This window comes from Dendronalium phyllosphericum CENA369, from assembly GCF_016056275.1.
Taxonomy (GTDB): domain Bacteria; phylum Cyanobacteriota; class Cyanobacteriia; order Cyanobacteriales; family Nostocaceae; genus Dendronalium; species Dendronalium phyllosphericum.
Map to the genome: position 1 here is coordinate 104,992 of NZ_JAECZA010000289.1, position 13,355 is coordinate 118,346.

Here is a 13,355-nt window from a genome sequence, read left to right on the forward strand (position 1 = left end):
CAAGTTTATAGGGAAATATAAAAAATAATGAGTAATTGGCAAAAACCAATTACTCATTACCAATTAATTACCAACTTCACGATTTAAATATCAACTATGCTGTTATTAGCTTGATGTTTAAATATCTAAATCTGTAAAGTTAAGTTTAGAACCGTAGGTTTCAATGAATTCACGTCTAGGCGCAACTCGATCGCCCATTAAAATTGTAAAGATGCGATCGGCTTCGGCGGCATCCTCAATTTCCACTTGCTTAAGGGTGCGGGTTTCTGGGTTCATTGTAGTTTCCCAGAGTTGGGCAGGCATCATTTCACCCAAACCTTTAAAGCGTTGGATGTTGTAGTTAGCGTTAGCAGGTAGTGTAGCAATATGCTCTTGCAATTGGCGATCGCTATAAAGATACTGTGGTACGCTGCGTCCCCGTTCTAATTTATATAATGGGGGACAAGCAATATATATGAAACCTTCTTCGATGAGCGATCGCTGGTATCTATAGAAGAAAGTTAACAGTAGTGTCCGAATGTGCGCCCCATCTACGTCAGCATCGGTCATGATGACTATGCGATGGTAGCGCAGTTGGGAAGCATCAAACTCTTCACCTTTAACGCCTAAACCAAGGGCTGTAATTAGCGCCTGTACTTCATTATTTTTATAGATTTTCGCGTCGTCAGTTTTCTCGATATTGAGGATTTTACCGCGTAGGGGTAGGATTGCTTGGGTGCGGCGATCGCGTCCTTGTTTAGCACTACCACCCGCTGAGTCGCCTTCTACAATGTAGATTTCCGACTCGCTGGGGTCGCGAGAACTGCAATCAGCTAATTTACCTGGCAATGGCGAAGATTCCAACACAGATTTGCGCCGGACTAATTCCCGCGCGTGACGGGCGGCTTCGGCAGCTTTGAAGGCTTGAATAGCTTTATCTAGAATTGAGTCCGCTATACCAGGGTGAAATTCTAGATACTCGCTGAGGACTTCTCCCACCAAAGAATCGACAATTCCGCGAACTTCGGTGTTACCGAGTTTAGTTTTGGTTTGTCCTTCAAATTCCGGATCGGGGACTTTCACAGAAATAACTGCTGTCAAACCTTCGCGGACATGTTCGCCACTCAGGTTCGGTTCATTTTCTTTAATTTTATTGCGCTTGCGGGCGATCGCATTTAATGTCCGAGTGAGAACTGCTTTTAAACCTTCTAAGTGCGTACCGCCGTCAACAGTACGAATATTATTAGCAAAACCTAGAACGTTATCTGTATAAGCATCAGTACACCACTGCAAAGAAACTTCCACTTGTACGTTGTTGCGTTCTCCCTGCACGTAGATAATTTCTTCATGCAGTGGCTGCTTCTCGCGGTTCATGTAGGCGATATATTCTTTGATGCCACCCTTGTACTCATAGGTTTCTACCTTGGGTGTATCGCTTTTTAGTAGTTCTAAACGGTTGTCGGTAAAGGTAATTTTGACACCTGCATTGAGATAAGCTAATTCCCGCAGACGACCTGCCAAGGTGATGTAATCAAACTCAATGCCAGTAGTGAAGATTTGGATATCTGGCTTAAAGGTGACGGAAGTTCCGGTTCTCGCTTCTTTGTAAGGCTTGACTTGCAGATTAGTGACTGCGACACCTCGTTCGTAACGCAACGTATGAACCTTTTTATCCCGCCAAACTGTCACCTCTAACATCTCAGACAGGGCATTAACTACAGTAATACCAACCCCGTGCAATCCCCCAGAAACTTTGTAGCCACCACCGCCAAACTTACCTCCAGCGTGTAGCTCGGTTAACACAAGTTCTAAAGCTGATTTCCCAGTTTGTGAGTGAGTATCAGTAGGAATACCCCGTCCATCATCTGTTACAGTCGCAGAACCATCAGCGTTGAGATCCACCTCTATATGAGTGCAATAACCTGCTAAAGCTTCATCAATAGAGTTATCTACCACCTCGTAAACTAAATGGTGGAGTCCTCGCGGCCCGGTAGAACCGATGTACATCCCCGGTCGTTTGCGGACGGCTTCCAGACCTTCCAGAACTTGAATCTGATCGGCACTGTAACTGCTCGTCATGTAAATTCTCCTACTGCGTGGGTTTGAAGTCGCCCAATGGCAAAAAAGTTAAAACACACCAAAATTATAACACAAAAGCCTTAATGGCGACTGTAGGGCATTTTTGTGCGAAGTTTAGGTAGGGGATGTACTCCCTAAAGTTTTTGGAATTAATTGCCTGAAAATTCCAGATTTCATTATGTATAACTATCCGTTATAAAAGCTGTGCTAATCAGTGGGGTTGAAATTGCTTAAAGTGAAAAAAAGTAAAAAAGCACCAAAATTTTAACACAGAAGCTCTGCGGGAGATTGGAGGGCAATTTTATGAGAAGTTTATATAGGGGTTGCAGTTCTGGGAAGGGCGAACAAGGGAAACAAGGAAGATAATTTCCTACTGCCGCTTTCTGCTCTTGTGACAACTGTACAGACAAGGGTTAATCGCGTCTCTACTAATGACTAAATTAATTGTGATTTGTGGTGCGACGGCGACGGGTAAATCAGGCTTGGCTTTAGATTTGGCTATGCGGCTAGGTTCTATAATTCTCAGTGCGGATTCCCGTCAAGTTTACCGTGAGTTTAATATTGGTACTGCTAAACCAACATTGGCAGAACAGAAATTAGTTCCACATTATTTAATAGATATCTGCGCTCCAACAGAGACAATGACGGTAGCCGATTACCAAGAACAAGCACAAGCTGTAATTAATTCTCCCCCTACCCCCTCATTCTCTCATCCTCCATTGCTAATGGTCGGAGGTACTGGTTTATACATCCGTTCTATTGTCCAAGGGATGAAGATTCCTAGAGTTGCACCGCATCAAGAATTGCGATCGCAGCTCGAATCTCTCGGTCAAATTCAACTCTATAGCATGTTACAACAAGTCGATGCTGTTGCCGCAAATAAAATTCATACCAACGATTCTGTGCGGACTCTACGAGCATTAGAAGTATTTTATATTACTGGAAAACCTATTTCAGAACAGCAAGGAGAGAATCCACCCGATTATCCGATTTTCCAAATAGGATTGGATTGTGATGTTGAACAGTTGCGCCTACGCATTCACAAGCGTACTGAGCAAATGATAGCAGATGGCTTAGTGGCTGAAGTAGAATATCTTTGTCAAAAATACGGTGCTGATTTACCGTTATTGAATACATTGGGATATCAAGAAATCAAGCAATATCTGGCTGGAAATATTTCTTTAGATGAAGCGAAAGAATTAATCGTTTTGCATACACGACAATTTGCCAAGCGACAATGTACTTGGTTCCGTGCATATCCACAAATTGAATGGTTTGATGCCAACGATCCCAATTTGTTAGAGAAAGTTTGGCAACGCGTACAAAACTTCCTCGACAATTCTAACTGAGAGTATCGGGATCGACCCCCAATCCTCGTAGTCTTTCTGCTAGTAATTGGGCCCGTTGTTCAGCTTGTTCAGCACGTTGTCTTTCCTGTTCAGCACGTTGACTTTCCTGTTCGGCGCGTTCATCTCCAGTTGTGAGAACAGTTCCATCCTGGTAGCACCAGCGTAACCAAACATCCTGTCTACCTTCAAATTCTCCTTGCCATAAAGTTACACCTAAACCAACTTGTTCTAACCAATTTTCTGAAGTTTCAAAGTAACGCCTTCCTCTCAGTTCATAAACGCGCAGCACTTGTCCTAGTTGCTGAGTAGGGTCATATAAGATGTAGTAACTAGCCCGCATGTGTTCATAAATTTTTAGTTTTTTTTCCAGTTCATTACCTTCTTTGTTAGAGACGATTTCGATGACAACTTCTGGAGGTTTACCAAAACGCCAAACCATATAACAACGATTTTGCTTTTCCCACCAATTTTGAGGTAGTTGGACATCTAAGCTGAGAAAAACATCGGGTACAATGGGGGGCTGAAGGTCAGTATAGTAAATACCTACGTTAGCTTCAGCTAAAAAAGTTTGTTGCTGTATAGAACTATAAAGAGAGCCAACTAAGAGACGTTGTTGTTTGGCAGATGCAAAATTGTCCACAGGCGTATCATCTTCGGTGACTAATTGGTTGGCATCTGGCACATAGAAATCATCATCATTGATTAAAAGTTGCTCAACCATGACTTTACCCACTATCTAAGAGCGCTATTTCTAGGTTAGTTGATTCAGGATATGAAAGTAGGAGCAAGGACGCTGCTACATGCTAGGTTGTGTCAAAATCTACAGAAAGGGGTTTGTAGCATCAGTATCATGATTGGATACATACTGCAACGGCGTTACAAAATTATCAATAAATTGGGATCTGGTGGATTTGGGGAAACCTATTTGGCTGAATACCCAGAGAATTTACCCGTCAGCCCCAAGTATAAATGTGTTGTCAAGCGGCTGATCAGACCCCCAACGCCAGACTTAGATACAGAAGAAAGGTTTAAGAAAGAAGCAGCCATTCTGTTCAAATTAGGTAAAGACAATCCCCAAATTCCAGAATTGTATGACTTTTTCGAGGAAAACAAAGAATTTTATCTTGTCCAGGAATTTATAGAAGGGCACGATCTGAGTAACGAAATCATTTCAGGTAAACCGTGGAGTGAAGCTCATGTAATTCAACTTTTACAAGAAATTTTAGAGGTGCTAACTTTTGTCCATGAAAAAAATGTGATTCACCGAGATATTAAACCATTAAATTTAATGCGGCGGTATTCTGATAATAAGCTTGTTTTAATAGACTTTGGGATAGTTAAAGAAATTAGTGCTTTGGGCGTGAATGCCCAAGGGAAAATAAGCAGCACAATTCCAATTGGTACTCGCGGCTATATGCCAAGTGAACAGTTTCATGGTCATCCCAAGTTATGTAGTGATATTTATGCGCTGGGGATGACGGCAATTCAAGCTTTAACTGGAGTATCACCGCAGGAATTACGAATAGATCCGGATACATTAGAAGTTGTTTGGCAAGAAAAAGCTCAAGCAAGCAACCCACTGATAGAGATTTTGACTAAAATGGTGCGATATAGTTCTCACCAACGCTATTCAGATGCATGTGAGGCGTTGCAAGCTTTAAAACAGGCTAGCTTAGTTTCATCATCTCTTGTCATTTCACCTAAGCCAATCAAAATAGTTAATAAATATGGTTATATCGACCAAACGGGACGGGTAATCATCCCAGCCCAGTTTGATGATGCTTGGAGCTTTTTTAATAATCTGGCAATAGTCAAGATTGGCAGCAAATTTGGCTATATTGACAGAATAGGGCAGCTAGTTATTCCACCGCAATTCGACGATGCTTGGTACTTTTATGAGGGATTAGCACGAGTCAAAATTGGCGAAAAATTTGCTTATATTGTCAAGAGTGGAAGAATAGTTATCCCACCCCAGTTTGATGATGCTGAGGACTTTTCTGAAGGGCTAGCACGAGTCAAAATCGGCGATAAGTTGTGCCATATTGGCAAGAGTGGACAAACGGTGATCGAGTCCGAATTTGAAGAAATTTGGGGATTTACCGAAGGGCTGGCACGAGTCAAGATAAACAGGAAATTTGGCTATATTGGCAAGAGTGGACAGCTAGTTATTCAACCCCAGTTTGATGGTGTTGGCATATTTTCTGAAGGGCTGGCACGAGTCATGATAAGCAAGAAATTTGGCTATATCGATAAGATTGGACAGCTAGTTATTCAGCTCCAGTTTGATGATGCTGGAGATTTTTTTGAAGAACTTGCAAGAGTCAAGATTAATCGGAAGTGGAATTATATTGACAAAACAGGGCAGCTAGTCATCTCAGCCCAGTTTGATAATGCTGATGACTTTTCTGATGGACTTGCAAAAGTCAAGATTAATCGTAAGTGGGGTTATATTGACAAAACAGGTCAGCTAGTTATCTCAGCCCAGTTTGATGATGCTGATGACTTTTCTGATGGACTTGCAATGGTCAATATTGGTAACCAGGAGCGTTATATAGACAAGACAGGAAGGTTTATTTGTCAAGTGTTGTGAGCGCCAATTATAACTTGTAAAGCTCCCTCGCCCCTCATCCACCCCTTAAACTGAATGCAGAAGATAGGAGCGATCGCCCTTCATTTACACTAAACTGCTATTCTTGCAACAATAGTAATTACAGCTATAGCAACCAGCCTGCAACATCTACCTTTAACTATAAAAACTATGCTTACTGAAGATAAAAAACAACGTCATTGGAAACCGATTATCAAAGCATTCGAGGCTGTGCTTGGTAAAAACGGTGTGGTGCAACGCCGTGAGGAACTTATCACTTACGAGTGCGATGGTTTAACTAGCTATCGCCAACGTCCGGCTGTGGTATTACTACCAAGAACCACAGAACAAGTGGCTGAGGCGGTGAAGATATGCAACCAATACTCTGTCCCTTTCATAGCACGCGGCTCTGGCACTGGTCTATCGGGTGGTGCTTTGCCAACTGAAGATTCTGTTTTAATTGTCACTTCATTGATGCGGCAAATCCTCAACGTTGATTTGGATAATCAGCGCATTGTCGTGCAACCTGGGGTAATTAATAGTTGGGTGACTCAAACTGTCAGTGGTGCAGGATTTTATTACGCACCAGACCCTTCTAGCCAAATTATCTGCTCTATTGGCGGTAATGTTGCCGAAAACTCTGGCGGAGTACATTGTCTAAAGTATGGTGCTACTACTAACCATGTTTTGGGATTAAAAATTGTTACGCCAGAAGGAGAAATTCTCGATTTGGGCGGAAAAATCCCGGAAATGCCAGGTTATGACTTAACAGGTATATTTGTGGGTTCTGAAGGAACTTTGGGTATTGCTACAGAAATTACTTTGCGAATTCTTAAAAGTGCAGAATCTATTTGTGTATTAGTAGCGGATTTTACAAGCATTGAAGCTGCTGGGGCAACTGTTTCTGATATTATTAGCGCGGGAATCATTCCCGGCGGTATGGAAATGATGGATAACTTCAGCATTAACGCTGTTGAAGATGTTGTAGCAACAAATTGTTATCCCCGCGATGCTACTGCGATTCTACTAATAGAAATTGATGGTTTGAATGTCGAAGTTGCAGTAAATAAGCAGCAAATTACGGAAATTTGTCAAAAGAATGGTGCGCGTTGTGTTACTTCTGCAAGCGACCCAGAAACTAGATTGAAATTATGGAAAGGACGTAAAGCTGCTTTTGCTGCGGCTGGACATTTAAGCCCCGATTATTACGTCCAAGATGGTGTAATTCCCCGGACTCAGTTACCATATGTTCTTCACGAAATTTCAAATTTAAGCGAACAATATGGTTATCGTATTGCCAATGTATTTCATGCTGGTGATGGCAATCTTCATCCACTCATTCTTTACGATCGCTCCATACCTGGAGCATTAGAGCAAGTAGAAGAAGTTGGAGCACAAATTCTCAAACTTTGTGTCAAAGTTGGCGGTAGCATTTCTGGAGAACATGGTATTGGTGCAGATAAAAAATGCTATATGCCAGAAATGTTTAGTACTGCCGATCTAGAAACTATGCAATGGGTAAGGCAAGTATTTAATCCTCAAGGTTTAGCGAATCCTGAGAAAATATTTCCTACACCCCGTACTTGTGGTGAAGCAGCAAGTGCTGTAAGTGCCAAGCAGTTTGAAGGAGTAGAAAGATTTTAATTTTGGATGCGATCGCTAATTGTTAATAGTTAACATTTTTGTTGAAGTGATGCGTCAGTTTTCTCCGGAAAAATTGATGATATCTTCACATAACCCGGAAGAATGCTAATTCACTTTGTAGTAATCAGTATTCCTCTAAAATAAAGTCAAACCCACAAATGAATTGGTTGACTAGAAGTGGTTTTATCTACTTGCTGTGCTTGGATTTGATATTATGCTTAACAGCATTTTCTGTTCCTTTACACTCAGATTATTACCAACAAAAAAGCCTACCAACTACAACAGAAATTCGTGGTGTTTGGCTAACTAATGTTGCTAGTGGTGTACTATTTGTACCTTGGGGAATTGACCGTGCTATCAATCAATTATCGGCACTTAATTTCAACACGGTTTATCCTGTAGTTTGGAACCGAGGACATACTTTTTACAAGAGTGCTGTTGCTCAAGTTGTTACAGGTTCAGATGCTCAACCTTTTTTGAATTTAATGCACGGCGGACAGGATGTTTTAACAAAGCTAGTAAATCTTGCTAAACCTCAAAATTTAAGTGTCATTCCCTGGTTTGAATACGGTTTTATGACACCGTTTAATTCAGAATTAGTAAGGCGTTATCCTGACTGGTTAACTAAGGGGCAAAAAGGTATAAATTCTATCAAAGAAACTCCTTTGGAGGAAGTAGACAATGGCTTGACACATAAGCAGGCTTGGCTGAATCCTTTACATCCAGAGGTGCAGAACTTTATCCTCAAATTAGTTGTGGAAGTTGTCAGTAATTATGATGTAGATGGGGTTCAGTTTGATGACCATTTCGGAATGCCAGCACAGTTTGGCTATGACTCTTTCACTATCGACCTCTACCGCCGAGAACATCAAGGCAAAAGCCCACCAAATAATGCGTTTGACTCAGAATGGATGCGTTGGCGAGCCAATAAAATTACTGATTTTATGGCAAAAATCTACAAATCAGTGAAAGCAGTAAAATCTAATGCCAAAATATCACTATCCCCAAACTCACAGGCTTTTGCTTATAAATACTACTTGCAAGATTGGGAAAGTTGGGTAAAAAAAGGTTTGGTAGACGAGTTAATTTTGCAGGTATATCGAAACGATAAAAGTGGTTTTATCGCTGAATTGGATAGACCAGCGTTAAAATTGGCTCGTACTCAAATTCCCGTAGCCATTGGTATTTCAACAGGAACATTACGTAATCCTGTTAAAATTGCTCAAATTCAAGAACAAGTAGAAATAGTGCGCGATCGCTCTTTTGTTGGCATATCCTTTTTTTACTGGGAGAGTTTGTGGGGTTACATTGCACCCGAATCACCCCGACAGCGACGGCGGGTTTTCTTTGAGATGTTTGCCAATAAAGCTATCAGACCTTTATTACCAAAAAAGGTTTGATGCTATTAATACTTTGCTAAAACAAAATTAAGATTTAAATTTCTGTGGATTATAGCTAATTTTAGCAGTACAACGCAATAGTTACTGTATACTCAGTATTGGTTTAAACAATTAATCGGAATCTTAATGACAAATTCTGTACCTTTTTCTAGAGTAGATAAAAAGCTAATTTCTCCGCCATGTTTTTTCACGATAATGTCATAGCTTATAGATAATCCTAGTCCAGTACCTTTACCAACAGGTTTAGTAGTAAAAAAGGGATCGAATAACTTAGAACTAACTTTTTCATCAATCCCTAAGCCATTATCTTGAATACTAATCTTAATCGATTTTTCGTCAAATAATTCTGTTTTAATTTTAATTTTTAGGCTTTCAATAGTTAATTCTTGATTTTTAGATTCTGGGAACTTGTTTGCTGAGGAATATCTGTATTTGTATGAATCTTCCAGTGCATCTATGGCATTATTAAGAATATTCATGAATACTTGATTAAGTTTACCTGAATAACAAGTTATTTGAGGAATTAAACTATACTCTTTAATAACTTGAATTTCTGGGCGCTCATTTGTTGATTGGAAACGATGTTGTAATATCATTAAGGTACTATCTATTCCTTGATGAATATCAACTTCTTTAATATCTGCTTCATCTAATCTAGAAAAATTACGTAGTGATAGGACAATTTCTTGGATGCGCTTTGTTCCTGTCATCATGGATTCAAAGATGCGATCGCAGTCTTGGATAATAAAATCAAAATCCATGACTTCAATTTTATTTTTAATTTCTGGAGGATTGTTAGGTAAATGATTTTGATAAAGTTTTATTAGTTCTAATAATTCTTCAAGATACTTTTGAGCATAGTAAAGATTACCATAAACAAAGTTAATGGCATTATTAACTTCATGAGCAATACCAGCAACCATCTGACCCAAACTAGACATTTTCTCAGCTTGGATCAGTTGAGCTTGGGTAAGTTGTAATTCATTTAATGTTTCTGTTAAAGCTTTTGTACGTTCCTGGACACGAATTTCTAATTCTTCGTTCGCTTTTGAGAGGGCTGTTTCTGCTTGTTTGCGTTTTTGAATTTCTTTGGATAATTCATCTAGTTTTTTATTCAAAAGTACAAAATTACTACTAGCGATCGCGCGATTTTCCAAACGTAGGAGAATCAAAGCTGATGACTCAGGAGACAATGGTTGAATGACTGCGCCCTGGCTACGACATACTAACGTTTGCCCATCATTTTTACGTATAGTCAGAGTGCCAATAACCATTGCTCTACTGATCGAACAAGCTTGCAAATACTTGACTAGATCGTTAGTAGGTTCAGTAACCAAATCAAAAAGCATTCTTTGTTTCAATTCCTGACGGCCTAATCCCAATAAAGTAGCTGCTGGTTGATTGCCAGCTAATAGCTGACCATCACTGTTCACCATCAGTAAAGGTTCTGGTAAAACTCTGGCAAATTCAAGAAACTGTTCGGGAGTCATAGGTTTCTAATTTGAGAGTTTATTTATAATTTGCAAAACGCCACGAAGTCAAAAGATTAAGTATATTTATTACTTAATCTTTTGCTGTGCTTCTAGTCCTTGAAAGTATTCTCGACCTTCTGCATCTTCTGATTCTTCTGTAAGTTTGAGATAAACAACTACTCTGCATCCAGCAGCACCTTCTGCTATGGTTTCTTGCAATTCTACTTTGGCATATCCAAGATTATTAGCTGCGATCGTGCCAAAAACGTTTGAGGTCATCATACACATAGCAGGGCGATCGTTTACTTTTTCGCCAAAGGGGCAAGTACGATTTCCAAAGACAATTTTTTCTTCGTTTTGCTCAATAACGTAAAAGTTGCCTTGAATTCGTCTTTTCAAATCGACCAAAACAGCGGCAACTTGCTCGGAGGAAAGATGGGAAACTTCTAAAGCAGACTTATAATCTTGGTCGATCTGCCTACCCATTCTTTCCCCAACTACACTAATAAATCCAGAAGCTTCTTCTAGTCCAATTACTTGCTGTAAAGTCCCAGATAATTCGCGGATTAATGTGCGTAAGAAAATATCTCGCTCCAAAGGTATATCTAGAGCGTCTATTGAGTTCTTCAGGGAATTATTCATAAATTATGCTAATGCAGTTTTGAAACTACAGTCTTAGAATTCCCCAAGATATTGCTAAAATAACTACTTTACCGTTTAACTATTACAGCCCAGCGAAAAGCAATTATGAAGAAGAATTCAGAATCAATTTCATCCTGAATTCTAGCTTATGACTCCTGAATTCTGTTTTAAAAACGTAATTTTACGGTGCTAGCCTAGTATTATTTTTGACTAAATCTAACCGGGATAATGCACTTGTGGCTGATTCGCGTACATAGGAGTCGGCAGACTCATCATTAACAAGTGCCGTGAGTATCTCTGCTCCCCGACTATCGCCAATGGTAGCGAGGGCATTGACGATCGCTACTGCCAGCGCTACGTTATCTGTTGTCTCTAGAGTTTCTATTAAAATGTCTTGACCGGAAATACCAATCTCACCCAGAGCCATGACGGATGTCAGACCAACAACGGGATTGGGGTCATTGAGTGCAGTCTTTAATCCTTGCAAAGCTTCGTCAGGAAAGGTAACGTCTGGATAGTTGACAGCGATTTGAGTTAGACCTTTGGCACAACTGCTTTGAATGGTGACATTATTACTGCTCAACAATAGCTCAACCAATGGCAGGGTAGCATCTGGGCCGATAATACCCAATGCTTTAACAGCTGCCCGCCGATAGGTAACGTCTTCCTCTCCTAAAATATCTATCAGTCGAGGAATGGTAGTTTCATCGAGGGTTTCTGCGAGTTCTAGCGAAGCTCGTTCCCGTAAGTGAGGATTGGGATGTTTTAGTTGTTGAAAAAGATGGTCTTGAGTCATGAGTAATTAAAAATGAAAAATTAAAAACTAAAAATTGAATGGGCTTTTGCACGAATTAACCAGTCTTGGTCGTTGACAGCGATTTCGCGAGCGCTGGTATCGCCGAGTTTCTCTAATGCCATTAATGTGGCATATTTTAAATCCCAAATTTTTGTTTCTAGGTTTTTTTTCAGTTCGGGAATGGCCCTTTGGTCGCAAATTTCAGCCAAAGCGATCGCTGCTGCTGTTCGAGATTTCTGATACTGTGGTTGAGGGTTATGTAATGCTTCAACGAGCAAATCGTAGGCGGGGGCATGTTTGAGCCAGCCGAACAGCTTCATAACGTGGAAATGTGCCCCATAATCGTTGTTAGCTTCTTCTGCATAGGTAGCAAAGAGTGCGGCTGGTGCGGCATCTGAATGCTGTTCGAGAATAGTCTTGGTTGCTAGATAACAGCGACCAAAGTCTGTTTCATATAATTGCCGCACGAGAAATGGTAAGGCGGGGGGTTGGTCGTAGACATGCACTAAATCCAAATCGCTGGGATGGTCGCGCAATGTTTGCTCTAAATAAGGTTGAATATCTGCAAAGGCAATCGCTCCTTCAGGAACTCCAATATCTGCTAACATCCTTATCCCCCGCAACCGAAAGACAAGGGATACCGGACATCGGGCAATGTTGGGAATAGCGTCGTAGTATTTGGCATCGATCAAATCTTGGATGGACAGCCGACGAGCAAGCACGTTTGGGTGTTGCAACATTGCCACTACTTTCGCCATATGGGTATAGTCTCTCGTAAAACGACAGACTGCTGCGATCGCTGCACTTGCTGTAGGTGCGTCATCGGCATCTACAAATTTGCGAATTCTTTCTAAAGCTGGTTTGTAGTCTAACTTTGTTAAGGTGTGAATAATCACACGATAGGTTTGCCCTGGCTTGTCCAGCAGTTGAGCAACTTCTTCAAGAATATCTGAGTCTTGAGTACCGATTTCTGCGATCGCCCAAACTGCATTTTCCACGGTGTAGCAGTCTTCATCTGCCAGACAGGTGCGAATTACGGGTAAAGCTTGCGTCGCTTGTAGTCGCCCTAAACTCTCTACCGACTTTCGTCGCACGATGCGGTTATCTAATGAAGGTTCGGTTTTTTGTACTGCTCGCATCAGGGCATTAATTGAGCGCTCTGTTGGAAAGTTTACTAAATGAGAAGCGGCGATGTAGCGGGAATCATCCTCATTTACTTGGTCTTGAGGCGTATCTAAAATAGCAATAGCTTGGTCTTCTGTGAGATTAAAAATATTAAAAAAGCGTTTATCCATAAAATTAATGGTGTAGGGGTGCAGGGGTATAGGTGAAAGTAAGGGGATATTAACAATGTAAGTGAAGATTATTTTTTTCTACACCTTACATCCTTACACTCCTATTTCTACA

General features: G+C 40.7%; 10 protein-coding genes. 4 read left to right on the plus strand and 6 right to left on the minus strand.

Going from position 1 to position 13,355, the window contains the following annotated elements:
* Window positions 1–117: 117 nt before the first annotated feature.
* Window positions 118–2,058, minus strand: a complete 1,941-nt coding sequence (gene gyrB, locus I8752_RS32190) for a DNA topoisomerase (ATP-hydrolyzing) subunit B (protein ID WP_214436234.1) — start codon at window positions 2,056–2,058, stop codon at window positions 118–120.
* A 431-nt stretch (window positions 2,059–2,489) separates the two neighbouring features.
* On the opposite strand from gyrB, the gene miaA reads away from it, so the two are divergent.
* Window positions 2,490–3,407, plus strand: coding sequence for a tRNA (adenosine(37)-N6)-dimethylallyltransferase MiaA (gene miaA / locus I8752_RS32195; protein ID WP_214436235.1), 918 nt, complete (start codon window positions 2,490–2,492; stop codon window positions 3,405–3,407).
* Here miaA and I8752_RS32200 read toward each other — a convergent pair.
* Window positions 3,400–4,128, minus strand: a complete 729-nt coding sequence (locus tag I8752_RS32200; protein ID WP_214436236.1) for a Uma2 family endonuclease — start codon at window positions 4,126–4,128, stop codon at window positions 3,400–3,402. The genes miaA and I8752_RS32200 overlap by 8 nt on opposite strands.
* Window positions 4,129–4,257: 129 nt before the next feature.
* Between I8752_RS32200 and I8752_RS32205 the strand changes: the two genes are divergently transcribed.
* From I8752_RS32205 to I8752_RS32215, 3 genes are all read left to right on the plus strand, one after another.
* The gene (locus tag I8752_RS32205) at window positions 4,258–5,997 is read left to right on the plus strand and encodes a WG repeat-containing protein (protein ID WP_214436237.1); all 1,740 of its coding nucleotides are present in this window, start codon (window positions 4,258–4,260) and stop codon (window positions 5,995–5,997) included.
* 168 nt (window positions 5,998–6,165) lie between these two features.
* Complete coding sequence (gene glcD, locus I8752_RS32210) at window positions 6,166–7,638, plus strand: glycolate oxidase subunit GlcD (RefSeq protein ID WP_214436238.1); 1,473 nt, start codon at window positions 6,166–6,168, stop codon at window positions 7,636–7,638.
* Between the two features lie 158 nt (window positions 7,639–7,796).
* On the plus strand, window positions 7,797–9,038 hold the full coding sequence (locus I8752_RS32215; RefSeq protein ID WP_214436239.1) for a glycoside hydrolase family 10 protein: 1,242 nt from the start codon (window positions 7,797–7,799) through the stop codon (window positions 9,036–9,038).
* Between the two features lie 92 nt (window positions 9,039–9,130).
* Here the strand turns inward: I8752_RS32215 and I8752_RS32220 are convergent, their stop codons facing one another.
* The 4 genes from I8752_RS32220 to I8752_RS32235 form a co-directional block, all read right to left on the minus strand.
* On the minus strand, window positions 9,131–10,528 hold the full coding sequence (locus I8752_RS32220; RefSeq protein ID WP_214436240.1) for a PAS domain-containing sensor histidine kinase: 1,398 nt from the start codon (window positions 10,526–10,528) through the stop codon (window positions 9,131–9,133).
* A 69-nt stretch (window positions 10,529–10,597) separates the two neighbouring features.
* Entirely contained in the window at window positions 10,598–11,152 is a 555-nt protein-coding gene (locus tag I8752_RS32225) for a methanogen output domain 1-containing protein (RefSeq protein WP_214436241.1), read from the minus strand.
* 181 nt (window positions 11,153–11,333) lie between these two features.
* Window positions 11,334–11,948, minus strand: a complete 615-nt coding sequence (locus I8752_RS32230; protein ID WP_214436242.1) for a HEAT repeat domain-containing protein — start codon at window positions 11,946–11,948, stop codon at window positions 11,334–11,336.
* A gap of 20 nt (window positions 11,949–11,968) precedes the next feature.
* Window positions 11,969–13,243 (minus strand): HEAT repeat domain-containing protein, encoded by a 1,275-nt coding sequence (locus I8752_RS32235; RefSeq protein ID WP_214436243.1) that lies wholly within the window; start codon window positions 13,241–13,243, stop codon window positions 11,969–11,971.
* Window positions 13,244–13,355 lie beyond the last annotated feature (112 nt).

Bases quoted from the DNA above. Each gene is read 5' to 3' on its own strand.
- gyrB (WP_214436234.1), bottom strand. From the start codon at position 2,058: ATGACGAGCAGTTACAGTGCCGATCAGATTCAAGTTCTGGAAGGTCTG.
- miaA (WP_214436235.1), top strand. From the start codon at position 2,490: ATGACTAAATTAATTGTGATTTGTGGTGCGACGGCGACGGGTAAATCA.
- I8752_RS32200 (WP_214436236.1), bottom strand. From the start codon at position 4,128: ATGGTTGAGCAACTTTTAATCAATGATGATGATTTCTATGTGCCAGAT.
- I8752_RS32205 (WP_214436237.1), top strand. From the start codon at position 4,258: ATGATTGGATACATACTGCAACGGCGTTACAAAATTATCAATAAATTG.
- glcD (WP_214436238.1), top strand. From the start codon at position 6,166: ATGCTTACTGAAGATAAAAAACAACGTCATTGGAAACCGATTATCAAA.
- I8752_RS32215 (WP_214436239.1), top strand. From the start codon at position 7,797: ATGAATTGGTTGACTAGAAGTGGTTTTATCTACTTGCTGTGCTTGGAT.
- I8752_RS32220 (WP_214436240.1), bottom strand. From the start codon at position 10,528: ATGACTCCCGAACAGTTTCTTGAATTTGCCAGAGTTTTACCAGAACCT.
- I8752_RS32225 (WP_214436241.1), bottom strand. From the start codon at position 11,152: ATGAATAATTCCCTGAAGAACTCAATAGACGCTCTAGATATACCTTTG.
- I8752_RS32230 (WP_214436242.1), bottom strand. From the start codon at position 11,948: ATGACTCAAGACCATCTTTTTCAACAACTAAAACATCCCAATCCTCAC.
- I8752_RS32235 (WP_214436243.1), bottom strand. From the start codon at position 13,243: ATGGATAAACGCTTTTTTAATATTTTTAATCTCACAGAAGACCAAGCT.